The organism is Alicyclobacillus fodiniaquatilis, from assembly GCF_042678105.1.
In the GTDB taxonomy this organism is placed as follows: Bacteria; Bacillota; Bacilli; order Alicyclobacillales; family Alicyclobacillaceae; genus Alicyclobacillus; species Alicyclobacillus fodiniaquatilis.
This window is the reverse complement of the sequence record NZ_JBHUCX010000028.1, coordinates 183,471-207,259: the sequence shown is the minus strand read 5'-3', so window position 1 is coordinate 207,259 and position 23,789 is coordinate 183,471. Positions and strand designations below refer to the sequence as shown.

The window sequence follows — 23,789 nt, the reverse complement described above, 5'->3', positions numbered from 1 at the left end:
GTGACAACAAAAGTGATCGTAACTTTTAAAGCCGCGTCAGACCCAGCAATTATTGAGGAGGTAGGCGGCGAGATTTGGAACCATCTTGGCACATTGCCTAACATATTGATCGCGGATGTGCCGGATGATCAAGTCAGCATCCTCCAACAAAATGCGGCTATATCATCTGTTGACATTGATCAGCAGCGAGCATTTAAAACCCATGCGAGACGTGGCCCAAGCGGTATACATGCGCTAGGGAACATTGCAGCCAGTACGCCATCTGGGCAAATATCAGCCGTAGGCTATTTTCAAAACTATCCCATCGCACAATTAAAACTGTTGGAGTATCACAAGCGCGGGATTACAGGTAAAGGCGTCAAGGTTTGCGTAATCGACTCAGGAGCGCAAGAATGTAGTGCTTTGAAGCTGGCCGGAGGGTGGAACTGTCTGGACAACAGCCCAACAGGATGGACAGACATCTATTGGCATGGAACGGCTTGCTGCGGTTGCGTGGCGATGTCCGGCATGGGTGGCGACATGGGCGAAGATCCTGATATCGGCGAAGCATATTTCATCGGCGCTGCTCCGGATGTGGAACTGTATGCATGTCAGATTTACACGGGTACAAATGGAGACCAGGGCTTTACAGACTCTGCGATCATTACATCTTTTGAGTGGTGTATCGCAAACCAAATGGATATCGTGTCCATCTCATGGTATGCAGACGAAGTAACCCAGGCCGTCAACGACGCGCTCACGGCGATGACCGACGCAGGGATCATCGTTTGCGTGGCTGGAGGCAACAGTGGCACGTCTGACCCTACCGCCGACAACGTAGAGTGGCCGGGAAACATCGCAGGCATGACAACCATATCCGGCACTAACCGAGTCATGGGCCGTTGCGACTGGACAAACACATATGATGCGTCAGCGAATACTCCGGATGACATCGAAAACTACCCATGCAGTGGACCAGCGATACAGTTTGGCGCGCCTGCCGGAGAGTGGCCGGAGCATATTTACAGCATTATGCCAAATTCACATGACGCAATTAGCGATGATGAGACAATGCTTTGGGGCACGTCAGCATCAGCGCCGTTTTTCGCTGGAATAGTTGCCCTTTACAAGCAGGCATATCCTGACTACACACCAGATCAGATCCTCGCAGCGATTAAGGCAGCGTGTATTAATCCTACAGGCGCGCAAGGCATTGGCGCAGGCATTCCACAACCGGACAAAGGAATCATGTCTCGGCCAGTTTACAGCCCGACTGGGCTTTATTTTGACGGTTCTTATGCCTATGCAAGTATCCCGTACGGACCGGGTATTCTTTTGAGCGAAAATTTTACTATCGAAATCCGTTGTTCATTGATGTTGGGTACATTGGGTTTTTACTTGATACAGTACAAAAACGGAACCAGTGGTGAGTATTGGGATATTTATATGGGTGATTGTTTGGAACTCGATTACGCCTACAGTTCCAGCAAAGGGGACAAAGGAGGAGGTTGCGTCTGTGATGCGGTTCCCGTAGGCGACAATGGGCTTCATACGCATACTTTTGTGGTAAAAGGAACCACATACAAGATATTTACTGATGGCATCTTACTGAACACCTATACACTCAAGGGGCCATTTATCAGTTTTCCAAATGCCGACTGGTACATCGGGCGTGATCCTGGTGGTTACTATGGAATTGAGCATGTGTTAAACACGTTCCGTGTCTACAATCAAACTGCATTGGATGATGACCAAGTAATGCAGAACGCTTTGGGAAACGTACAGCGCGAAGGGATCTCGTGGGAATTTGTCTCAGACGGCAAGACCACCGATGTATTGACAGACACGTCCGGCAATGGACTGAATGGGATTGTGGTTGGCGGTGTAGGCACCAGAGGTTAACTAGCCCTGACTGGGAGGTGATATGTTGCTGCAACTCGCTCAAGGTGCATTTACAGCCGCACAAGTTAAAGCCGCTTTGCATGCAGTTGGTGGTGCCCGGCGCATCGCTTATCGGTTCGCCCATTTGACAAAAGATGATGTGTTTATCCGGGACATCACCAGCCTTGTACAGGCTGATCAGGGCAGTATCTCCATGGACAGCTCGGCTGATCAGATTAAGCGGTCAGCCACCTTAACGGTCAAGGATGATGGACAAATTAATTGGCCTCAAGACCGAATCCAAGTTTACGCACAGCTATGTGTGCCGCCTGGTCGTATTCTTGCCGGACAGTATTCTGGTGCCTGGGTTGAGTGGCCACAGGGGATATTTTTGTTGTCCAGCCCTACGCGCAAATATCAAGGGCTTAATCGCTATCGTGATGTTCAAGCCTATGATGCCATGCAGGTGTTGACGGATGTAGGTTTTACAGCACGGTGCATCATCAACGAGGGTGACAATTATGTCGAGTTTGTCAAAGGGATCCTGACAGATGCGGGTATCACCAAGATTAACATCGACCCTTGTGACAAGACGATCCCGACATGGATGGACTGGTCGCCGGATACATCCCGCCTGGACGTGGCAAATCAGCTACTGCAGCTCATCAACTACCAGACTTTGCATGTCGATGAGAATGGATACTTTACATCTCATCCATACCAAACGCCACAAGTGAGGCCAGAGGAATACGTCTACACCACAGATGACCAGAGCGTCATATTCACCGGCGCCACAGACACGGCGGATTATTTCTCTGTGCCAAACACATGGATTGGCGTGGTCAGTGAGCCAAACGATCTCTATCTCACTTATACGTATACCAACGACGACCCAAATAGCCCGACCAGCACGGTGAGCAGAGGGCATGCCGTAACAAAGTACATCGATGTGCAGGCCACGGATTTGGATAGTCTGCAAGGCCTTGTCCAGCAACAGGCATCAAAGGACTCCATGATCCACCAGGTGAGTTTTTCGACCGCCATCATGCCGATACACAGCTATGACGACGTTTATCACTTTACGCACAAAAACCTTGGTATCGACTCTAAGTTTGAGGAGCAATCATGGACGATGCCACTCCAAGCGGGGGGGCAGATGCAGCATGTGGCAAATGAGGTGGTGCCGATTTGATGCAACCACAGCATGCGAGTAAGATTTTGCAAATCATCCGCAACGAGATCGCCAAGCAATTGGGCGGAGGGACGCAAAAACGGGTACCCAAACCTGCCGTGATGGGGATGATAGATCCCGCTTATGCATCAGGGTTGCCCAATGTGGTTTTGGACGACGACCCAAGTAAAACACCAGTTGGACCATATCCGTATTTGAGCACTTACACGCCAAAGGCCAATGATCGGGTGTTGCTCTTGCAAGTAGGCAACAGTGGCAAATACGTCATACAAGGCAAAGTGATTTATCAGTAGCGCCCATGAGGTGCTTTTTTTATGCCCTCGAAAGGAGTGAGGCCATGCTGCACACGGGTGATTTGATTTTTGTTCGTGGCCAATTAAGCAGCCTGGTCGATGACGCAATCCAGACAGGTGAGTGGCTATTGGATCATCGAGGTCAATATGTACATGTGGCTGTTTATGTCGGCGGCAACACAATCATGGAGGCACAAGGTTTCCGCCGTTCAGGGCGCGCCAACATCGGCGATTACGCGGAGTATTATGACATTGGTCACATCAAGATGACGGACGATCAGCGGGATCGGTTTTTGGCTGCGCTTCATGATGAGGACAATCTTCCTTACGACTGGCCAGGCATCTGGTGGCTGATCGTCTACATACTGACGTGCAGGCGCATAGGTGGCCAATACAGAGAGCGGCGCCGTAGGTATTGCAGCAAGTACGTCGGGTGGGCGCTCCGACAAGCGGGGATCATCGTCAACGACCGCACTCCGCAGGATTTAGCAGACAGCAGCCCGACAATCAGCATTGAGAAGGTGGGTGCGGTGTGATGGGAGAGCCGATACCGGAGTGGGCGCAAGACATCCGAGAAAGAGTTGTCCGCATCGAGACCATGGTCACCGATAGCGGAAACACAAAAGACAAGGCGGATGCAGCGGACAATCGATCCAAAGAGAATGATCGACGGCTCACCAAACTTGAGGATAGTCACACATGGCTTTGGCGCACCGTGCTTGCCTCGCTCATAGGCGCAGGTGTGGCATATCTATTCTCACGTATACACTAAGGAGGTGGTCAACCATTGACAAAAATTAAAAAAGCAGTGGACTGCGCGACAGTCCTCACGGCATCGTCTGCCCAAGCGATTAAGCACGCCGGGTACGGTGCCGTTTTGCGTTATTTGGGCAATTGGCAAAAGTCTCTTGGCGCAAAAGAGCCAACAGCAATTCTCAATGCCCGCTTGGTGCTCGGCTTGATTTGGGAGGGCGATCCGACGAGCGTCAAAGATTTTACGGCGGCGCAGGCAAAGTCGGACGTCCAAGGTGCTGTTGCTAGCGTACAATCCAGCGGCGCGCCGCCCGGTACCGGCATCGTGTTTACCGCGGATTACGATGCGGCTAGCGCGGATATGTCGGCAATCGTCGCCTACTTTGGTGTGATCATCAATCAGATCACCGACTACAAGCCAGGTGCCTATGGTGATTATGCCGTGCTTACTGCTCTGTATCAAGCCTATGGAGACAAGTTGTTTTATTGGCAGACATCGGGGTGGAGCAACGGCAAAAAGTTTGCACAAGCAGTCCTTTATCAGCATGTGTACGACCAGTCTATCGGCGGTGTTGCTTGTGATGTTGATACGGTATCGGGCGACCCGCATTGGTGGGCTGCAGCAAATAAAACTGTAGGAGGTAGTCAATTGACCACAAAGTATCCAGCAGTGCAAGCGCAACTCAATGGCAAGTCTGTCCTTGCAATCGCGGTCGGGGACGTAACCTATCTGATTTGGACTGTTGCGCGAGACATTGGTCTCAACATCACAAAAGCGGATCTCGGAGATGTGGAGATCGACGGCAAAAAACCACCACAGGTTGTGCAAGATGACAATACGTACATTGAGTGGTCGAGCATCCCTGGGCTGACGGCGCACAAGCTCTCGGGAGGAGGGTTTAACTTTACGACCAAGCCAGCATCGACGTCCGCGACAGCTACACATGATTATCAGTTGGTCGTATCTCAACCAGCGACAGAGATTGCAGGCACGTGGGCTCCAATCACCATTACGACGATGGATGGAGACACGCCGGTTGGGCATCAGATCGTCACCATCACAGTAAACGGCGTCCAGGTATGCAAGGATTACACGGATCAAACATCTGGCGGCTACGAGTATGACCTTAATGAGAGCACCAACAAGACGGACACCGTGGCTGTGTCGTGGACGGATCCGAGCGGCAAGACGCGCACGGTGACCAACTCCACACAGTTCCAAGTGCCGACCGTGACGTCAACACCGCTACCGTCTGACGATTCCGTTGTGGTTCAGTTTCCGCTCCTGCCGTCGTCTGACTCGTCCAACGCCATCCTATTTGATGCCAAGACGACAACCGGCGCTGACTTGACACTCCAACTCGACACCGGCGCATTTGAGTTGATGCTGACTGCAGCTGATGCCAAAGCGCTCAATGCTCCAAACCTTGGTGCAACATCTGTGCAGGGGGTTGGTGGCCAGTCGCAGGCTTACTACAGTCAGGTTGATGTCGTGATCAACGGCGTGGCGTTTGAGGGCATCAAGTGCGTGGTGGACCCTGGTTTCGCTGGGAACTCGCTATTTGGTTATCAGTTCTTCATCGATAACAAATACGAACTCCTTGTGAGCCAAAAACACAATACCGTTACTTTCTGCAAGTAATCACAATTTGGAGGTAGATCAAATATGACTCTAATACAAGTAGCAACGTCGCCGGAAGCGATAGCAGTTTACTCTCTCGTTGTAATGGGGATTGAGAAGAAGTGTCAATTTATTAAGCCCGTTGCCAAATACCTGAAGGAAGGTACTGCACTATTAGCACCGGTGATTCAGGACGGCGAAAAGCTTGCCGGAGAAGTCATCCATGCACCAAAGGTCGCAGAACTCGAAGCAAAGCTCTCCCATGCTGAAAGTCAGCTAAGCGATAACAAACTCGTCCAGTTGGCTGGGCAAGTCCTGCACGCGGCAGGAAAGCGACTTGACGAACTATCGCCTAATCAAAAGACGGGGATCGCATTAGTGGTCAGCACCGAGGCCGCGAAGATAGGTCTCACCGTGACTCAGTCAGCTGTGTTGGCCGCGCTTGCTACTGCGGATAAGGCGGTGGATGTGATTGGCGCGTTGCCGCTGTTTAAGAGCACAAAGGAGATCGATGCGTCACCGACACCCGGACAACAGGAGCAAACTTCTCCCGCAAATGGACAAGCTCCTACGGCACACGCAACTCCACAGCCTGCGCAAGCTTAATTTTTGAGTCACTTTTGAAATTACTCATGGATAATTGTGAATTAGGCATCCCAAAACCAAAGCCCTCACCTTAGCGGTGGGGGCATTTTATTGCTTTAGTAGTATATCCCTGGTCTTTGCCGAGCGATCACATTGTATTGCGAAAAATCGGATACATTCCGCGTAATGCGAGGGAACGAATGTTGGTTGATTAACACACGATGCAGTCTGTTCACAGTAACTTGAGGATGGATATACTGTCTCACCTGTTGAGCGTAATAATCCCTCACGCATACATTCGGTGGGCAAATAATTGGTCTTTGACAGTGCATATAGCTCGAGCCCTCCCTCCTTATTTATGCACAAATGAATATCTGTTCGATTTTAATATCCTCCCGCACAGCTGGAAGCTGCGCCGCCGCCACCAATAGACGGAACAAATAAGAAGAACAAAACGAAAATGATCAAGAATACAACAGCCCACTGCGTATATCCACCAAACGCTCCACCCATAAATGAACCTCCTCAGTAACGTTATGGATGTAGGGTATGGATCAATAAACGCAGATGAGGCGGCTTTCGCCTGCTGGACATCATTGGAAAATGGTGCTACGGTAATTACGTCCTCTTGAAGGACTTCTGATATAAAATCGCCCTCACTTCAATGGTGGGGGCGATTTTTATTACTTTAGCGGTTGCTGGTCGTTTAGTATCCTCCTGCACAGCTGGAACCTCCGCTGTAGCCGCCTGCATAAGGTACAAGCAGAATGAAGAGCACGAAGATGATCAGGAATACGACTGCCCATTGCGTGTAACCACCAAACGTTCCCATGAAAGCATCCTCCTCTCGTATATCATCGATGTAAGATATGGAGGATCGAACAATTGTGGGACGGCTATTGTCTCTAAGTGCCAGGCTATTCACCTAACATGTATTATTTTCCATAGATGTGTCATCATACATTTATGATTTGAAAAAAATACTCAAATAGGAACGATGATGTTGTCATGTTTCAAGTGGTTAGAAATAATGAATCAAAAATTGGTTTTTGTGTGCATTTGCATTATTGCTTTTCCACTTCTTACAGGTTGTTGGGATCGGATCGAGATTGAGGACAGGGGAACGATTCTTGGATTGGCCATTGATCCCATAGATGGAGATCATCCAGAGGGGATAACAGGGCCCAATGCAAAAAGTGATGCGCCGGGTTATCGGCTCACTGCGCAAATTGGCATACCTGGGCGTATTCCCTTAGGTCCCGGTGAAAGTAGTGGCGGAGGCGGTGCAGAGCGACCGGTTTGGGTGGTGAGTACAACAGGTAAAACCATAGACGATGCGATGAATAAGCTACAACAACAGCTTGCTGACAAAATATTTTTCGGCCAACTACGTGTGATCACTGTAAATCAAAAAACAGCTCGGTCAGTCGGTATGGATGACATTCAGGATTTTTTTCGAAGAAACGCGGAAATAAGGAGGCTTTGTTGGCTGCTTGTGTCCGATGGAAACGCAAATGAAGCGATGGAAGCTGCTCCGAAGTTGGAACGACTTCCAACCTTATATTTGGTTAGTACGATGGAACACGCTGTGACGCTTGGTAAAATGCCGAATGTGTTTTTGGGAAACTATTGGAGCGCACTATCAGATAAGGGACGAGATCCTATTCTTCCGTTTATAAAGGTGATTGGACCAGAAAGAGATCAAATTGAAACAGAAGGATTGGCGGTTTTTCGCAAAGATCGTATGGTCGGTACATTGGATCCGCTGGAAACTGCGGAGTATATGGAGATTATAAATGAACAAAAAGGTGGTTATGCGGCTGCGTATCCAATGCCAGGAGATCCTAACCACAGTGTGATGCTTAAGGCATACTCTCGCAATACAAGGATTAGATGCAGAATGATAAATGGCCAGCCATCATTTGAGTCGTATACCGTTATTCAATCAAAAATAGAAGAAAAAACCGGACGAGGATCGCTTGATAGGAGCGACGTCATAAGCAAAATCACAGATGAGGCGCAAGAAGAGCTTACAGATGGCCAAATGAAGGTGGTCAAAAAAATGCAGAAGCTTCATGCAGACCCATTTGGATTTGGTGAAATCGTAAGGGGTCAATTTCCTGAATATTGGTTGAAACAGATAAAAGATTCCCATGATAATTGGGAGGATCAGTTTACAAAAACATCCTTTCAGCCACACGTGAAGGACTACATTCTACGCACAGGGATGGCTGCAAAATAGATGTAATGGACATCCTTGGAAACCCATGCAAAGCTAAAGCCATCATACTCGAAGGACTCCTGATACAGCGTCCCCGTCTTTGGCGGGGCTTTGCTGTACCTAAAAATCCGTTTTCACACATATAGTGTTTAAAGAACATTACATTTGGTTAAACCACCATATGAAGCGGATTGTAAAATACACAACGATTGATAAAATAAAAGTAGAACCTTTGTTCTAGTTTGGAGGTGTTCATGATGGCTCTGGTGACTGATGTTGCGAACTATTTTCGTGAGCAACTATATGCATCTGAAGGCTCTTCATTAACGCACCTGAAGCTTCAAAAGCTTACATATTATGCACAGGCGTGGAGTCTCGTTCTTCTTGGCCGCCCGCTGTTTAATGGCGAATTTGAAGCTTGGGCACATGGGCCTGTAAATCGACATTTATATGCACAATACCGTGATTATGGGTGGCAAAATATCAAACCAATAAAACCGGAAGAGCAGTTCATTTCATCTGAAGATATTTTTGATGAAGATGAAATGAACGTGCTTTCGCAAGTATGGGAAATTTATGGTGACTATGATGCGAAATACCTTGAGCGTCTAACTCATCAAGAGTTTCCTTGGATTGAAGCTAGGGATGGTCTCCCAGATGGCGCTTATTGCGATACTATTATTGATCAATCCACAATGAAACAGTTTTATACTGGACTTTTAGAAGATGCCCAGTAAGAAAGCAAAACAAAAAAAGTTATCCAAGAAGATAACGGAGATCAATGATATTGCCAATAAAGATATCCCTCGTTCCGTAACTGATGTACATAAAGGCTCTACCGATCATTTATATCCAACTTTTGCATTCGATTTCGTTGATGAAAATAAGTTTTGTTTATGGGATGCCGATAAAAACTATCATCGAGGGCTGGTCGCGACTTGGAAGAAGATGCGCTCCTTATCCTGGTCCGAGATTAAGAATCATACGGGATTGAGAATGAAGCGCATTGAAACCAAGCATACATTGCCTACGAATGTATCTGAGGATATTGAACTACTTGAAATACGAGTCTCTCTGGAGGGGCGTCTCCATGGCTTTCGTATCGATGAGCTATTTCAAGTTCTGTGGTTCGATCCAGAACATGAAGTATGTCCTGAAGGGAAAGTTCGGCGATGACGTCTCTTGATTATCATCGTATGGCCTGCACACGCCATCAATTCATTCCGAACATTTTAAAGAAAATTTGAGATAACAGCCGTACGCTGAACTTGGTCCTTGGTTTTGCGTGACTAGTTTTACCCCAACTCACCCCATCGTGTATCGGTGGGGAGTTTTTTTGTTTGATACACATCAAAGTTGCACCGAACAAATGTTTGCATATCCACTTGTTCCGTCGTATACTACATCCAAATCGAACATACGTTCTATTTGGGGTGGCAAAAGTGACTCGTCCTACAGTACTGATCCGTGAAGTGCTGCTACTACAATTACTCGAAGAGACCGTACATAAAGAGCTCATGGCAGCGAAGCGCGTATTACAGGAGGCAGGCGTTGAGATAATCGAGTCACGGGATACCGTTATGGATGTCCATGTACAGTACCGTTTCGAGCAACGTTTATTTGATGGCATTTACATAAAACGAATGCTCGACGCCGAAGCCAGAGGGTATCTGAAACATCTGCCCAACATACGAAGGCATTTAGGAAGGGGAATGACGAATGGCAAAGTCAAAGAAAAAAGTCGATGAACAACCGAAGGAAAAGAACAAACTTGATGAGTACGAATGGGAAGAAATCCGCGAAGTCATCGGCGATGCAATCAATTTTAAGTCGCCAATCCGGCTTAAGTTTGCCAGCAAGTTGCAGCAATCCATGGAGGGGGTTCCGGAGGCAAAAGACAATGTGCTGTACCTTAATGTCGACGGAAATCTCAAAAAAGTATCGCTGGATAGGCTCATCGGAGTAGAGGCGCTTTGATTTGGACAAGATGTGATGTACCGCACCCTTGTCAGTCACGAGGCATTGCAACATTAGGGCGCGGTTTTTTATAGCCTATGTATGGTCGATTATATATTCTTTTTTGAATTTCCTCTCTTTCGCCTAATTTTGTCAAATGCAAATTCAATCAAAGTATCTAGGATTGCTCCGATATATGGTTCGAAATGAGTTAAGGTTGGAACATAATGCGAAATTATCAGATGAAGAAATGGTGAAAAAATAAATGAGTGAAAATTGTGATAATAATATTCATGAATATCTGGCCTCCTATTTTTTGGGACACAAAAAACCTCGACCAGAGCAGGCCGAGGTTTTTTCTTCTCCATAAACTGATAGTGGAGATGAGATTCAAATTAGGAGGTGATTTTTTACTTTATTTAATTGGGGCAGCTCCGTACTTGATTTTAACCATAAACGGTTTGCCTTTTTAATCGCAGTTGTAATTCGTCAGTAAGGTTTCACCTATCGTTCCACAAAAGGTGCCGTTGGACAGGTTGAGTGAAGTAGAGGCACTTTAACATAGTCAATCTGTGTCTACTCTCCGTTATCCATGAGATGTGTTTCATCAGAAAGAGGTTGGAAGGAAATTAATGAACTTCCATTTCGACGAGTAACAAGAAAGTTACAAGACAGTTGTAACTTTCTTAGATTTTAGATGTGCAAAACCCTTATAAAATGTGTTCTTATACCCTCTGTTGCCCCCAGAAAATCGTATTCGTTAGTCCTAGTGGGTCCACCATTTTCCAATCAGGCCGTAAAATCGCAGTCGTGACAAGGGATTTACAGTTTTACCGAACTAGTGGTCGAAGCGTAAGCCCGTTTTAACACCGATGACAACTAGGTTTGTCTGCTCACTTCCAACGTGAAATGGAGGTGAGTTTTTTTTGTTGCTCAAATTTGCAATTTCAGATTTCATTGATGACCGTAAGTACCGTAACATGTCTCAATCCACTGTTTCAGCTTACGTGACGACGCTGAACGAATTCCATCAATTCTGCGTATCAAACGAGATTGTTGATACGTCTGACGTTTTACCCGCTGTCGCCAAGCGATATTTTATCCACTGCCAGCAGGAACGTGGAAACAGCCCCGTCACATTGAATCACAAATTAACCAACCTTCGTGCCTTCTTCAACTATGCCCAGCATCGCAATCGCAGTCGGGGATGTAACCTACCTGATTTGGACTGTCGCGCGAGACATTGGTCTCAACATTACAAAAGCGGATCTCGGAGACGTAGAGATCGACGGAACAAAGCCGCCTCAAGTTGCCCAAGACGATAATACCTACATTGAGTGGTCGAGCATTCCTGGGCTGACTGCGCACAAGCTCTCTGGGGGAGGGTTTAACTTTACGACCGCTCCAGCAACGCACACCTACACCATGGTCATCAACGAGCCAGCAACGGCCACGGCAGGCGATTTGGCGACCCTCACTATCCAAACGCTCGACAATGGGCAGCCTCTGGGGCACCAGGTGATCACAATCAGTGCGAACGGTGTGGAAGCAGACCATGACTACACCGATGCTACGACCGGATCGTATGTCTGGTAGATCACTGAGACGACAAACAAGACCGATGAGATGTCCGTCTCTTGGACTGACCCAGCAGGTAAAACACACACGGTCAGTAAATCCACCGTGTTCAGCGTGCCACAGACCACGGCCGCACCGATCCCGCCGGACGACACTGCGGTTGCTGTCATTCCTGCACAAATCACCAATGACCAAGTATTGCTCGATGCGCAGACAACAAGTGGCCAGACATTGCACATGCAGTTGGACACCGGCGTGCAGACGGTCACGCTGACAGCGGCAGACGCGGCCACACTTGGCCTGTCCGACCCGGGCGGCTCTGCGGACATCTCTGTTCAAGGCGTCACTGGCTCATCCAAGGCGTACATCTCCACGGTCACTTTAGTTCTTGGTGGCGTGACATTCACAGGCATCGAGGCGGTTGTCGACGCAGACTTTGATGGTCCGTCGCTCCTTGGCTATGACGTGTTTGCTGGCCAATATGACTTGCTTGTCTCTCAAAAGCACAACTCCGTCACTGTGCTCAAATAAAAAAATTTTTGGAGGTAGATCATTTATGAATCTTGTACAAGTAGCGACATCGCCAGAAGCTATTGCGGTTTACTCGCTCGTCGTAATGGGCATCGAAAAAAAGTGTCAATTTATCAAACCAATTGCCAAATACCTGAAGGAAGGTACTGCACTTTTGGCACGGATGATCCAGGATGGCGAAAAGCTTGCCGGAGAAGTCATGCATGCACCAAAGGTCGCGGAACTCGAAGCGAAGCTCTCTCACGCCGAAAGCCAGCTAAGCGATAACAAACTCGTCCAGCTGGCTGGGCAAGTCCTACACGCGGCGGGCAAACGGCTTGATGAACTAACGCCTAATCAAAAGACGGGCATTGCACTGGTGGATCAGCACAGAGGCCGCGAAGATGGGGCTGACCGTGACACAGTCAGCTGTATTGGCCGCGCTTGCTACTGCCGATAAAGCTGTGGATGTGATTGGCTCGTTGTCGCTGTTTAAGAGTGCGAAAGAGATCGATGCGGCACAATCACAAGCACCCGTACAACAGGAGAAAACTCCTACTGCAGATAATGGACAGGCACCTGCCACGCAGCCAACCTCTCAACCCGCGCAAGCGTGACAGATTTAAAAGACTTTTTTGAGATTGAACATGTAGGATAACAAGGTGTCGATCCTTACCACGTCAATCAATCGTATCAGCCCTCACCTTCATGGTGGGGGCGCTTTTTTAACATCCAACAGTAGCTCCAAAATCTGCGCAGGCATAATGTTTTCAAGTGATTTTAGAGATTGACGTGTTACGATGCAATTACCACTTGTACTTTCTGCTTGTAGATACAAACGCCAAAGCCCTCACAGTAGTGGTGAGGGCGGTTTTATTTTAGTAGTATACCCCTGGCCTTTGCGGCGCGATTACATTGTATTGCCTAAAATCGGTCACATTCCGTGTAATGCGTGGGAACGAATGTTGGTTGACTAACACTTGATGTAGTCTGTTCACAGTGACTTGCGGATGAATATACTGTCTTACTTGTTGAGCGTAAAAATCTCTCACACATACGTTCGGTGGGCAAATAATCGGCCTCTGACAGTACATCTAACTCGTTTCCTCCCTCCCCTTTTATGCAGAAATGAATCGATTTTAGTATGCGACGCCAGCACCTGCTCCAGCACAACTGCTACCAGCTCCATAACCAACGGCTGGCACAAACAAGAAGAACAGAACGAAGATGATCAGGAATACGACTGCCCAGCGCGTGTATCCACCAAATGCTCCATCCATGAAAACGCCCTCCTTTCGTATATCATCGATGTAAGATATGGAGGGCGGCTCCATCGTGAGACGGCTACTGTCTCTAAAAGACAGAACATTCACTTAACATGTATTATTTCTCATGGGTGTGCCATCATAAATCATGGGATTGAATTGATTCGAAACCAAAAACGTTAGCGGGAAAGATCATAATGTCATATTCCAATTGGTTAGCAGTGATCAAACAAAAGTGGATATTCGTATGTATTTGCATCATTACATTCCCTCTTCTCACAGGTTGCTGGGATCGGATAGAGATTGAGGATAGAGGTACCATCCTTGGATTAGCCATTGATCCAATAGAAGGTGAAGCGCCAAAGGGGATAACAGGGCCTAATGCAAAAAGTAATTCACCTGGTTATCAACTCACTGCCCAAATTGCAATACCTGGCCGTATTCCTTTGGGGCCTACAGGGAGTAGTGGTGGAGGCGATCAGCGTCCTGTTTGGGTGGTCGAAACATCTGGTAAAACCATTGATGATGCGATGAACAAGCTGCAACAACAATTGGCTGACAAGATTTTTCTCGGTCAATTACGTGTGATTACCATCAACCAGAAAATTGCACGGTCGGTCGGAATGAGTGATATTCAGGATTATTTCCGTAGAAATGCGGAAATAAGGAGACTGTGCTGGTTTCTTATATCTGATGGGGATGCGAGCAATGCGATGGAGGCTGCCCCGAAATTGGAACGGGTTCCAACTTTGTATCTGTCTAGTACCATGGAACATGCAGTCGCACTTGGTAAAATGCCGAATGTGTTTCTAGGGAATTATTGGAGTGCATTGTCGGCTAAGGGGATCGACCCTGTTCTTCCGTTAATCAAAGTCATTGGTTCGGCGAATGATCAAATCGAAACAGAGGGTCTGGCTGTATTTCAGGCAGAGCGCATGGTTGGCATTCTTAATGCGACTGAAGCTATACAGTTAATGGAGCTTAAAAATGTACATAGAGCGGGTTATGGAACGGCGTATCCGATGCCAGGAGATCCAGAACATAGTGTGATTGTTACATCGATATCCAGGAGAACTAAGATCAAATGTCAGATGATAAATGGTCAACCTTCGTTTGAGGGATACACCGTCATTCCGTGTAGAATTGAAGAAAAAACAGGAAGTGGTTCGCTTAATAATGCTCGGGTTATTAAACAAATCGAAGATGAGGATTCAAAGGCGCTTACGGATGGACAAATGAAGTTGGTCAGAAAATTGCAAGGACTTCATGCAGATCCATTTGGATTTGGGGAAATTGTGCGGGGGGAACATTCTGAATACTGGAAGAATAAGATAAAGGATTCACACGCCAGATGGGATAAGCAATTTTCTAAAATATCATTTCATGCACATGTGAAAATATTTATTCAACGCGCTGGGATGTCTGCGAAATAAGTGTTATAGAAACCTTTGGAGATTTACGCTGTGGTAATTACATCCTCCTAGAGGACTCCTTATACAGCGGCCCCGCGTTTGGCGGGCATTGCTGTGTTTTATCCACACCTTTCCTCATAGTTCATCTATCCTAAACTTTCTGCGTGCATATCTCTAGCTATTCGCATATAATACCTCTATGTACGAACGTGTGTTCTGGTTTGGGGTGGCAAAAGTGACTCGTCCTACAGCGCTGATCCGTGAAGTGCTGCTACTACAATTACTCGAAGAGACTGTACATAAAGAACTCGTGACGGCGAAGCGTGTATTGCAGGAGGCAGGAGTTGAGATAATCGAGTCACGAGATACAGTTATGGACGTGCGCGTACAGTACCGTTTCGAGCAGCGTTTATTTGACGACATTTACATAAAACGAATGCTCGACGCCGAGGTCAGAGGGTATCTGAAACACTTGCCTAGAATTTCGAAGACATTTAGAAAGGGGTGATACGAATGGCAAAGTCACAGAAAAAAGTCGATGAACAACCAAAGGAAAAGAACAAACTCGAAGAGCATGAGTGGGATGAAATCCGAGAAATGCTCGGCGACGCAATCAATTATAAATCCCCAGTCCGGTTGAAGTTTGCCAGCAAGCTGCAGCAATCCATGGAAGGCATCCCAGAAGCCAAGGGCGATGTGCTGTATATGAATGTCGGTGGAAACCTCAAGAAAGTATCACTGGATAGGTTGATCGGTGTAGAGGCGCTTTGATTTGGACAAGCTGTGATGTACCGCGCCCTTGTCAGTCACAAGGCAACGCAACATTGGGCGCGGTACTTTTTACATTTAGCTGTTTTGTTCAGTTACTGACCATGTTGTCCCATTCCAGTTACTCTGTAACCCAACACGATTGAGTACCTGCTCCACATACCATATCGGCATGTACGTCGTCAGTTTATTTGTGGACGGGTCAACCTTCGCTTGACTGTTTACCCTCTGCACTAGCGTCCGGTTTAGATAGATGCTCGCACTACCCGTTCCAGCTTGAATGCCTGACAGATCTGCCGTCGAAGATGTGTTCATATCCCAGTCGTGACCGTTCCACGTACTCTGTATGCCCATCGACTTCAACAACTGCATCACATACCAGATGGGCATGTATGTCGTCTGTGTTCCTCCATCGTTGCCCACAATTGCAGGTATATTCTTCACTTGCCCATTCCATATGACTTCCCGATCATACGACTGCAAAATGTCGATTGGAATCGTTTGTGTCGCAGTCACTCCGTTTGCATCTTTCACCTGCACGGTGATATTGTATACGCCACTCTTGGATGATGTACCCGTGATTTCACCAGTCTGGTCGTTCAGGCTCAATCCGGGTGGAAGCGCCCCGTTTGTAATGCTCCACGTATATGGTGCGCTTCCACCTGTTGCATCCAGCGATTGGTCATAAGCCTGTCCTATAGTATTTGGCGCAATACTCGCCGTTGAGACCGCTGGAACCGACGTCGGGCCATCCACTGTGAGTGTCAGTTGACGTGTCGCACTCAGATTGTTTGCATCCGTTACTTTAACAGTGAACGTATACTGGCCAGCTTGCCCTGTCGGCGTGCCTACAATTTCTCCTCTATCATTCAAACTTAACCCTGTCGGCAAACTTCCATTGGTGATGCTCCATGTGAAAGGCATTGTTCCGCCTGTGACGATGAGTTGGTCGCTATATATGTCGCCTACTTGAGCATCCTCCGTAAATACAATCGTGTTGATGAATGGTGCCGGGGGAGCGCTGCTGGGTGGTGCAGTAATTGTCTGAGTCACTGTCGCGTCAGTATATCCAGTCGCCTTTACCGTGATGGTATGGCTTCCTTTTGTTAAAATACCTGCTTTGATTTCAATTTTTCCAGAAGTTTCGCTTAAACCGGACACATTTGGTGATGTTGTAGTTCCAGCCCCAATTCCAGTGGACAAACCTGATGTATCTGTATCAAAGAATGATGTTTCGATAGCACCTTCGGTATCACCGAAGAGGCCATCTTCTGCATTAACTGAATCGTCAATTGTGAGTCCGGCAATACTATATGATTGGCCATTGAAAGTCCCATCGAATGGATTATCCGAAATGCCAATTGGTGTCCAGTTGGCGATGGACGACGGGGACCATCAGTGGAACGCCGACGAAGGGAGAGCAATCGACGGTGACACTGGCTGTGACGGACGCCTTGGGACAAACGGCGACAGAACCAGTGACTTTTGACATCTTGCAGCCGAACGAACGAGCGATTGTTTGGAACGGGAAGGTACAGAACGTGCCAGCCATCGTGGGGAACGACAGCGGGACACAGACGACGTTCATGCCGATATGGTATGTGATGCAGTTGCTGAAGACGATGGGGATAGACAGCACGTGGAACGGCCACGACTGGCGCCTGACGACGTCAGCGGCTGTGGATGTATCCAATATTCAAGCGGGATCGGGCAAGACGAGCATCTACTTGAATGGGACGCTGGTACAGCAGGTGAACACGGTGGCTGATACGGATCCGTCGACGAATAAGCCGACGGCGTACATGCCGATATGGTATGTGCAACAGATACTGCAGAGAGTAGGGTTACAGAGCAGTTGGGACGGCACGTCGTGGACGGTGACGCAAGAACAGGATTCGCAATCGATGTAAAAACATGGGGCGACAGATTTGCACATTTTTTCAAAGGCTGTCCGTCACAGTGTGTGCTGTCTGTAAAGGTGCAAATATGGTGGAGAACGAACGCGATCGGCTAAAAAAATAAAGCAAGGGTCACAAACCTGGAAAAGGATGCGTGGCCCTTGTTTCGAACGCGTAAACGCTTGACAAGGGCATCATCATCGTGTAAAGTTGCTTAAGCAATCGAGAATATGCGGGTGTAGTTCAATGGTAGAACTTCAGCCTTCCAAGCTGATAGCGTGGGTTCGATTCCCATCACCCGCTCCATAAGTAAAATGGAACCGTCTTAGACTGACAAAGCTAAGGCGGTTTTTTGTTACACAAAAAGGTGATGGCATGCCCGCTGATGAACAGTAGGTGATTGAAAAGGTTGTCCGTCAATTTGGTAGAAGCACTTCCCATCGAACGAATCATTCTCTTCGGTTCGCGTGCCCGGGAGGATGCGGACTTGTTGCGCGACAAGAAAGATTAGTCCCTGGCGTGCCGATGAACTTTATGGTACGTGCGCCTGAGGAATGGGATCGTGGACTTCCATTGAAGATTGAAGAAGGAGATTGTTTCTGAAGGAGAGAACGTGTTTGAAAGCGTTGCTCGAAGAACAAGGGCAACACGTTCCACGTACGCACGATTTCGCTTCCCTCGTTGAACGGATCAGCAAGTTGGTGACTTCTCTGACAAGGTTAGACAAGCAGCAACATTCCTTCGTAGCTTCGGTGTAGAAGTTCGTTGTCCAGGTACGGACACAGTTTTAGAGGATACTAAAGAATCGCTTCACATGGCAAATAGAATCGTGAGTTGGATTGATTCTTGGCTTGCGTGTGTGAACTGCGTTCTGTTCGGAAGGGGAGAAAGTTCGTTTGGCAGCAAAACGGAAACAGATGCCACCCCGGCGGAAGCGTATGAACCGAGCCGCTCGGCTGCAATTCGCCAAAAGCTGGCTGCCGATATATACAAGAAATCATCTGATTAGATCCTACCGAAAGCGTTTTGGCGTGGATCTGACATGCGCCATCACCGAACTGGGTATTTTGGGGGTTCAGTTGGACGATACACATGTAAAGCAACTATATCAAAGTGAGCAGGCTCGTCTGAACGTTAGACAAAGGACTAAATTAAAGCGGCAGTGTGCACTAGAGACGAACTTATGGCCTGACTCAGATGACCATCATTCTGTTATCATCGGTTACACTTCTGGTGGCATGCCATACGGATTGGCATGGGATGAGGTGAATGATTGGGATGTGGAGGAGTAAAGGATACAAACTGGGATGAACACAAAGGTATTGGTCATCAACGACAATTACAGAACCAACTCAAATCATCGTCGACCAGAATGTAATTCGGATCTGGAACCGATGTAGTGCCTCCATGGTGTCACGCTTCCAAGCACTTATCATTCAAAACGAAGGATTGCAAGAAATGGCTCTTCTCGATCCCGCTTCAAATACGGTGCTCTATTCATCATCTTGATGCCATATATAGCACTTAGCCAATCAACATCCCCAATTTGCCAATGCTCACACGATGACTTGTGCAGTGCTTTGGACATCAGGGATTGAGAGGAGACCAGATTTGATGAAAAAAGCCGTTTCAATGGGAGAGAGAAAAATTAGGAGGATAAAAAGCGGTATGCTCACCGCCTGCAGCGTACTCGCTGCCAGTAGCTTCGTCAGCACAACCACCGTTTTGCAGCCACCCCGGCGAATCATCACACAAATCACCTAGTCAATTATGAGAATGAAGCAACGGCCGCTGTTCAAGGACTGATAGGCACTTACTGGAACAGCACTGGTGATCAGTTTGAAAATACACCGGGTGGAAGCTACACAGGGAATTACTGGTGGGAAGCCAATGCGCTCTATGCCCTTGCAGATGCTGATTTGGCAACGAATCCGACGACTTATCAATCCTACATCACGAAGTTTATCGCTGGTCTAAAAAATCAATATGGCTCACAGATGTTAGATAGCTGGAATGACGATGAAGGTTGGATGGGGATTGCCCTCATGCAAGCTTTTAAAGCGATGGGAACCAATTCGGCAACCGCTTTTCCAGTAGCGCCAACCATTTCGGGCGGGATGAATAACACCAGTGCGCCAGCGGTTGTACAAGATGCAGAAACCCTGCAGGCGGACATTGAAAAGAGTTGGACACCTGAAGGCGGTGTCACATGGGATAAACCAAGCGCAGGCAGCAGTTGGTACAATCAGTTCTATCGGGATACGGCTGCCAACATGGCGGATGCCGTCCTTTCTGCCGAATTATACACGGCTACCCGGCATCAATCATACCTTGCTGATGCCAAACAACTCTTTGATTGGGAGTGGAACACCTTGGTCCTCCCCAAGGGAGGCACGGCAGATGGCGCGCATTATGGCCCTGGCACTGTTTTGGATGGCGTGGATTGGGATCCGCTTAGCCAGCAGAACACGTTTCCGAGTGGAGGCACAGCACAATGGACCTATAACTACGGTCTTGTCATCGGTGCAGCCGTTGAACTGTTCAAATTGACAGGCAATGGTACATATCTTTCGGACGCTGAACTGGTTGCAAATGCAGCCATGAAGCAATTTGCCAAAGCAGATGATGTCATGGCAGGCGTCGAGACAGGCGGTGGCGACGGAGGGCTGTTCAAAGGCATCTTTATGCGCTACATGATTGATCTACTCAAGGTGGATGGTCAAAACCAGAAGTTGTTGAACTTTGTTCAGGCGAATCTCTCCTCGTTGTAGGAGAATGATCAAACGACGACCACCGGTGTTTTCGGAAATAATTGGGCTGGACCAGCGCCGGCAGCGTCATCCGTAGATCTGACAGATCAACTGAGCGCGGTGATGTCGTTTACCTCCATGGCCACGTATCAACAGGCCGCGGCGAATTTCCCGAAGCCATCTTCTACAGCATCGCCGAAAGGCAGTTCTGTGTATAGTGCGCTGCCCGCGATGATGGAGAGCACAAATGCCAGCGCGCCGTATAGTTACTATGTTCAAGTCGGTGGCTCATACGAACCAGATAACAGCAACATTGGTGGCTGGGGTGACGGGGCTGGTAATGAGGCTGTCATACTTCCGGTCTGGACTGAGCATCCAGGGACAGTAAAACTCACCATCCGCTATGCGAATGCAAGTAATACAACTGCTCCTCGTGACCTGTACGTCAACGGTACAAAAGTAGGTTCATTGACTTTCAATAGCACTGGAGACTGGGACACCTGGAGTACGGTGCAAACCACTGTCCATCTGAAATCAGGCGCAAATATAGCTGAGTTCGTGGCGCCTGCGAGCTCAACCAGCGCTTATTTAAATCTCAACCAAATTGTTACCTCTGCCGCAACAGTGAAACGGTGATGGTTCTGGCGGAGGTGGGTGATTTGTTTTTTTGAGATAACTGACTGCACATGAATGAGGCAGGGATCCGCTCGGACTCCACGATGGAGGAAGGGCGGCTTTTTCTGTTCGATTCTAGTATTGCAAGCAGATGTGGGGAATACAGGCACGCAATCGATTTTGTGTTCAAATTCCCAGAGTTGTAGAGGACATCTTTTAAGTTTTCAAACACAGTTGTATATTTGTAATATAAAGCATAGACTTGAGGATTAGGGGATTCAATGTGCATAAAGCAGAACGTTGGCTGAAGTTTAAATTCGATTCTCGCTTTTACCAAATCATAACCATCGCCAGTGCAGTTCTTTTATTTTTTGGCTGCGTTTTTATGAAGAAATTAGATATTGATTATGTCGGATCGTTGTATGCGCCAACGATTTTCATGTTGATTGGCTTTTTTATCACAGTTGTCTCCTTCCTCAATCGTACTGTGAAAACTCACTTTGCTTTTTGGTACTATGCGTACGGTTCTGCACTCACTTTCTTTGGCATTTATGAGGCAGCTTTAAATCATTTCGTTTTTTCTCATATATGCTACGCCTTTCTTGGGTTCCTACTGTTTATTCCTATCTTTCAGCATTATCGACTCATGCTTTTATATTCCGGTCTGTATGTTTTTCAAATCGTGATTCTCATCGCTATGAATCACACCCTGTCTGAAGTGGATAAGCTTTCAGTTTGTTGCAGTTTTATATTGGTCGCAATTCTGGTCAATGTATATTCCGCAATCCGGATCATTTTGACGGATTCATACCGCTTTCTTGCTGAACACGACACACTTACAGGTGCGTATAATCGTGACTATTTCAATCGCACGGTTCATGAGCTGATCGAACAACAACGTAAATTTAGTGTATTGTTCATGGATTTGAATAACTTTAAGGAGATTAACGACACATTGGGACATGATGTGGGAGATAAGGTGTTGCAGGCATTTACACAGAGTATTGAAACTTCAATTGGCCATGGCATTCTGGCGCGTTGGGGTGGAGATGAATTTTCTGTGGTTCTGCCGGATGTCCACAGTGATGACGAATCAGCGTCTGTGGCAAATCGCATCATCACAGAGTTGGCGTCTCCTTTTGCGATAGAGGCAATCGGACCTTTAAGTATATCGGTCAGTATCGGCTGCGTGATTTGGCCGGATGACGGCAATGATATGATTACGATTTTCAAAAAAGCCGATAGAGCCATGTATAAGGCAAAACAATCGGGAGAAAGTTCTTCTTTGTCTTTTTCTTGATGATTAGCGCTTTGAATATGTTTCTCCGCTAGATGGACAGGCAAATTCCTGCGGCAACCTAACATATGTCAGTCAATTTATATCTTTTGGCACATGCATTAGGTCATGCGTGCATCTCCAAGTTCTATCCTTTCGCACATGTTCCGTTCCATGCGCTCGAATATCATATCACCAAGAAGAAAAAATGGTAGGAGGCGTTTAAATGCGTCGTCTAGTTCCTGTATTTATACTCTTGGTGATCGCGCCAGCGGTGGCGGAGTTGTTGCTGGGGGATATTCCCTTGAATACTGCATTATTGCCTACGTTTTTATTCGATATCGCTCTTTACGGCACAGGCGCAGTGCTCATTCGCGAGATAGCGCGTCGGCGAAATCTAGGGTTTGCTCGAATCATGATGTTGGCTTTTGCCTATGGTCTTCTGGAGGAAGGCATTGCGACGCAAAGTTTATTCAATCCGCATTTCCCAGGACTGAATCTAGGAACTTACGGGATGGTGCTCGGTGTCAACTGGGTTTGGGCACCGTATGTTCTTGGTTTGCACAGCGTGTGGAGTATCACGCTCCCGATTTTTCTGACTGAACTTATGTTTCCAAAACGCCGCACGGATCCATGGCTCAAGCGCGTCGGAATGTGGACGAATGGGGTCATCTACATTTTGGCGCTGACTGGCACGGTATTTCTGTATTTGCATCTAACAGATTTCTGCGCTTCTCCGGTTTTACTGGCTTGCGTTTTGCTCGTCGCCATTGTCATCATCCTGTTCGCCCTGCGGTCGTCAGCCTCGTCAACTCGCGCAGTTGCTGTGCCGGGAAGCAAAAATGCTCCTTCTCCCTGGGTGGCTTGCGTGACTGCTTTACTTGGTGGTGCTGTGCTTTTCGGGACTCATGAGCTGTTTCCGACTGTGCTTTCTGCCCCTGCAGTCGTCCCGTTCTTGGTCGATCTCGCCATCATCGTGCTTGTTGCAACACTCATCAGCCGTTGGATCAAGTGTCGCAATTGGGGGAATGCGCATGCCTTGGCGCTCGCATCGGGCGCACTGCTCAATACTGTAATTTTCGGGTTTTTCATCGCATCCGGTGAGACCAACAGCGTGTTTCACGCCGTTTTGTCGGCGGCAGCGATTGGATTGCTCGCGATGCTGAATTGGAGACGTTGAATGTTCTAAGTAAAGCACATTCCATTTTGTAGATACGTGTATGAAGGCTAAACAGG

General features: G+C 47.6%; 30 protein-coding genes, 1 tRNA gene and 2 pseudogenes. 28 read left to right on the top strand and 5 right to left on the bottom strand.

Annotated elements, in window-relative coordinates:
* The 7 genes from ACFSB2_RS11930 to ACFSB2_RS11900 are packed head-to-tail and all read left to right on the top strand — an operon-like array spanning position 1 to position 6,325.
* Positions 1-1,881, top strand: a complete 1,881-nt coding sequence (locus ACFSB2_RS11930; protein WP_377943273.1) for a S8 family serine peptidase — start codon at positions 1-3, stop codon at positions 1,879-1,881.
* A 25-nt stretch (positions 1,882-1,906) separates the two neighbouring features.
* Positions 1,907-3,052, top strand: coding sequence for a hypothetical protein (locus ACFSB2_RS11925; protein WP_377943272.1), 1,146 nt, complete (start codon positions 1,907-1,909; stop codon positions 3,050-3,052).
* Positions 3,049-3,345: a hypothetical protein gene (locus ACFSB2_RS11920; RefSeq protein WP_377943271.1), complete on the top strand. Its 297-nt coding sequence runs from the start codon at positions 3,049-3,051 to the stop codon at positions 3,343-3,345. The genes ACFSB2_RS11925 and ACFSB2_RS11920 overlap by 4 nt, the downstream gene beginning before the upstream one ends.
* Before the next feature lie 44 nt (positions 3,346-3,389).
* A complete protein-coding gene (locus ACFSB2_RS11915; RefSeq protein WP_377943270.1) occupies positions 3,390-3,881 on the top strand; it encodes a hypothetical protein in 492 nt (163 codons plus the stop codon).
* A complete protein-coding gene (locus tag ACFSB2_RS11910; RefSeq protein ID WP_377943378.1) occupies positions 3,881-4,117 on the top strand; it encodes a hemolysin XhlA family protein in 237 nt (78 codons plus the stop codon). Before ACFSB2_RS11915 ends, ACFSB2_RS11910 begins: the two co-directional genes overlap by 1 nt.
* A 15-nt stretch (positions 4,118-4,132) precedes the next feature.
* Entirely contained in the window at positions 4,133-5,740 is a 1,608-nt protein-coding gene (locus ACFSB2_RS11905) for a glycoside hydrolase domain-containing protein (protein WP_377943269.1), read from the top strand.
* A 24-nt stretch (positions 5,741-5,764) separates the two neighbouring features.
* Positions 5,765-6,325, top strand: coding sequence for a hypothetical protein (locus ACFSB2_RS11900; RefSeq protein ID WP_377943268.1), 561 nt, complete (start codon positions 5,765-5,767; stop codon positions 6,323-6,325).
* A gap of 363 nt (positions 6,326-6,688) precedes the next feature.
* Here ACFSB2_RS11900 and ACFSB2_RS11895 read toward each other — a convergent pair whose 3' ends face one another.
* On the bottom strand, positions 6,689-6,817 hold the full coding sequence (locus tag ACFSB2_RS11895) for a hypothetical protein (RefSeq protein ID WP_377943267.1): 129 nt from the start codon (positions 6,815-6,817) through the stop codon (positions 6,689-6,691).
* A 193-nt stretch (positions 6,818-7,010) separates the two neighbouring features.
* Positions 7,011-7,136, bottom strand: coding sequence for a hypothetical protein (locus ACFSB2_RS11890; RefSeq protein WP_377943266.1), 126 nt, complete (start codon positions 7,134-7,136; stop codon positions 7,011-7,013).
* Between the two features lie 198 nt (positions 7,137-7,334).
* On the opposite strand from ACFSB2_RS11890, the gene ACFSB2_RS11885 reads away from it, so the two are divergent.
* From ACFSB2_RS11885 to ACFSB2_RS11840, 10 genes and pseudogenes are all read left to right on the top strand, one after another.
* Complete coding sequence (locus ACFSB2_RS11885) at positions 7,335-8,546, top strand: Ger(x)C family spore germination protein (protein ID WP_377943265.1); 1,212 nt, start codon at positions 7,335-7,337, stop codon at positions 8,544-8,546.
* 236 nt (positions 8,547-8,782) lie between these two features.
* On the top strand, positions 8,783-9,262 hold the full coding sequence (locus ACFSB2_RS11880) for a Panacea domain-containing protein (protein WP_377943264.1): 480 nt from the start codon (positions 8,783-8,785) through the stop codon (positions 9,260-9,262).
* Positions 9,252-9,701: an MAG6450 family protein gene (locus tag ACFSB2_RS11875; RefSeq protein WP_377943263.1), complete on the top strand. Its 450-nt coding sequence runs from the start codon at positions 9,252-9,254 to the stop codon at positions 9,699-9,701. The genes ACFSB2_RS11880 and ACFSB2_RS11875 overlap by 11 nt, the downstream gene beginning before the upstream one ends.
* A gap of 266 nt (positions 9,702-9,967) precedes the next feature.
* Positions 9,968-10,273, top strand: a complete 306-nt coding sequence (locus ACFSB2_RS11870; protein WP_377943262.1) for a hypothetical protein — start codon at positions 9,968-9,970, stop codon at positions 10,271-10,273.
* Positions 10,245-10,502 carry a YolD-like family protein gene (locus tag ACFSB2_RS11865; protein ID WP_377943261.1) on the top strand — a complete coding sequence of 86 codons (258 nt, stop codon included), beginning with the start codon at positions 10,245-10,247 and terminating at the stop codon, positions 10,500-10,502. The genes ACFSB2_RS11870 and ACFSB2_RS11865 overlap by 29 nt, the downstream gene beginning before the upstream one ends.
* Before the next feature lie 959 nt (positions 10,503-11,461).
* A pseudogene (locus ACFSB2_RS11860) lies at positions 11,462-11,614 on the top strand (integrase); the annotation flags it as partial.
* A 46-nt stretch (positions 11,615-11,660) separates the two neighbouring features.
* Positions 11,661-12,077 carry a hypothetical protein gene (locus ACFSB2_RS11855; protein WP_377943260.1) on the top strand — a complete coding sequence of 139 codons (417 nt, stop codon included), beginning with the start codon at positions 11,661-11,663 and terminating at the stop codon, positions 12,075-12,077.
* 30 nt (positions 12,078-12,107) lie between these two features.
* Entirely contained in the window at positions 12,108-12,590 is a 483-nt protein-coding gene (locus ACFSB2_RS11850; RefSeq protein WP_377943259.1) for a retropepsin-like aspartic protease, read from the top strand.
* Between the two features lie 25 nt (positions 12,591-12,615).
* Positions 12,616-13,029: a hypothetical protein gene (locus ACFSB2_RS11845; protein ID WP_377943258.1), complete on the top strand. Its 414-nt coding sequence runs from the start codon at positions 12,616-12,618 to the stop codon at positions 13,027-13,029.
* A complete protein-coding gene (locus tag ACFSB2_RS11840) occupies positions 12,986-13,186 on the top strand; it encodes a hypothetical protein (protein ID WP_377943257.1) in 201 nt (66 codons plus the stop codon). The genes ACFSB2_RS11845 and ACFSB2_RS11840 overlap by 44 nt, the downstream gene beginning before the upstream one ends.
* Positions 13,187-13,708: 522 nt before the next feature.
* On the opposite strand, the gene ACFSB2_RS11835 is transcribed toward ACFSB2_RS11840, so the two are convergent.
* Positions 13,709-13,849, bottom strand: coding sequence for a hypothetical protein (locus ACFSB2_RS11835; RefSeq protein ID WP_377943256.1), 141 nt, complete (start codon positions 13,847-13,849; stop codon positions 13,709-13,711).
* A 182-nt stretch (positions 13,850-14,031) separates the two neighbouring features.
* Between ACFSB2_RS11835 and ACFSB2_RS11830 the strand changes: the two genes are divergently transcribed.
* The 3 genes from ACFSB2_RS11830 (at position 14,032) to ACFSB2_RS11820 (ending at position 16,017) form a co-directional block, all read left to right on the top strand.
* Entirely contained in the window at positions 14,032-15,267 is a 1,236-nt protein-coding gene (locus ACFSB2_RS11830) for a Ger(x)C family spore germination protein (protein ID WP_377943255.1), read from the top strand.
* Positions 15,268-15,481: 214 nt separating this feature from the next.
* Positions 15,482-15,754: a hypothetical protein gene (locus ACFSB2_RS11825; RefSeq protein ID WP_377943254.1), complete on the top strand. Its 273-nt coding sequence runs from the start codon at positions 15,482-15,484 to the stop codon at positions 15,752-15,754.
* A gap of 5 nt (positions 15,755-15,759) precedes the next feature.
* Positions 15,760-16,017 (top strand): YolD-like family protein, encoded by a 258-nt coding sequence (locus ACFSB2_RS11820; protein ID WP_377943253.1) that lies wholly within the window; start codon positions 15,760-15,762, stop codon positions 16,015-16,017.
* A 75-nt stretch (positions 16,018-16,092) separates the two neighbouring features.
* Here the strand turns inward: ACFSB2_RS11820 and ACFSB2_RS11815 are convergent, their stop codons facing one another.
* Positions 16,093-17,217: a putative Ig domain-containing protein gene (locus ACFSB2_RS11815; RefSeq protein WP_377943252.1), complete on the bottom strand. Its 1,125-nt coding sequence runs from the start codon at positions 17,215-17,217 to the stop codon at positions 16,093-16,095.
* A gap of 137 nt (positions 17,218-17,354) precedes the next feature.
* Here ACFSB2_RS11815 and ACFSB2_RS11810 point away from each other — a divergent pair, with 137 nt between their 5' ends.
* From ACFSB2_RS11810 to ACFSB2_RS11795, 4 genes are all read left to right on the top strand, one after another.
* Positions 17,355-17,924: a hypothetical protein gene (locus tag ACFSB2_RS11810; protein ID WP_377943251.1), complete on the top strand. Its 570-nt coding sequence runs from the start codon at positions 17,355-17,357 to the stop codon at positions 17,922-17,924.
* 220 nt (positions 17,925-18,144) lie between these two features.
* Positions 18,145-18,218: transfer RNA gene (locus tag ACFSB2_RS11805), tRNA-Gly, on the top strand.
* 311 nt (positions 18,219-18,529) lie between these two features.
* Positions 18,530-18,670: a HEPN domain-containing protein gene (locus ACFSB2_RS11800; RefSeq protein ID WP_377943250.1), complete on the top strand. Its 141-nt coding sequence runs from the start codon at positions 18,530-18,532 to the stop codon at positions 18,668-18,670.
* Between the two features lie 138 nt (positions 18,671-18,808).
* Positions 18,809-19,204 carry a hypothetical protein gene (locus ACFSB2_RS11795; protein ID WP_377943249.1) on the top strand — a complete coding sequence of 132 codons (396 nt, stop codon included), beginning with the start codon at positions 18,809-18,811 and terminating at the stop codon, positions 19,202-19,204.
* 264 nt (positions 19,205-19,468) lie between these two features.
* Here the strand turns inward: ACFSB2_RS11795 and ACFSB2_RS11790 are convergent, their stop codons facing one another.
* Positions 19,469-19,660: a hypothetical protein gene (locus ACFSB2_RS11790; protein ID WP_377943248.1), complete on the bottom strand. Its 192-nt coding sequence runs from the start codon at positions 19,658-19,660 to the stop codon at positions 19,469-19,471.
* A gap of 36 nt (positions 19,661-19,696) precedes the next feature.
* Between ACFSB2_RS11790 and ACFSB2_RS11785 the strand changes: the two are divergent.
* The 4 genes and pseudogenes from ACFSB2_RS11785 to ACFSB2_RS11770 all read left to right on the top strand — a co-directional run.
* Positions 19,697-20,683: pseudogene (locus tag ACFSB2_RS11785) on the top strand (glycoside hydrolase family 76 protein); the annotation flags it as partial.
* A gap of 117 nt (positions 20,684-20,800) precedes the next feature.
* Positions 20,801-21,298, top strand: a complete 498-nt coding sequence (locus tag ACFSB2_RS11780) for a carbohydrate-binding protein (RefSeq protein ID WP_377943247.1) — start codon at positions 20,801-20,803, stop codon at positions 21,296-21,298.
* Between the two features lie 262 nt (positions 21,299-21,560).
* On the top strand, positions 21,561-22,577 hold the full coding sequence (locus tag ACFSB2_RS11775) for a diguanylate cyclase domain-containing protein (RefSeq protein ID WP_377943246.1): 1,017 nt from the start codon (positions 21,561-21,563) through the stop codon (positions 22,575-22,577).
* Between the two features lie 202 nt (positions 22,578-22,779).
* A complete protein-coding gene (locus ACFSB2_RS11770) occupies positions 22,780-23,733 on the top strand; it encodes a hypothetical protein (RefSeq protein ID WP_377943245.1) in 954 nt (317 codons plus the stop codon).
* Positions 23,734-23,789: the final 56 nt, after the last annotated feature.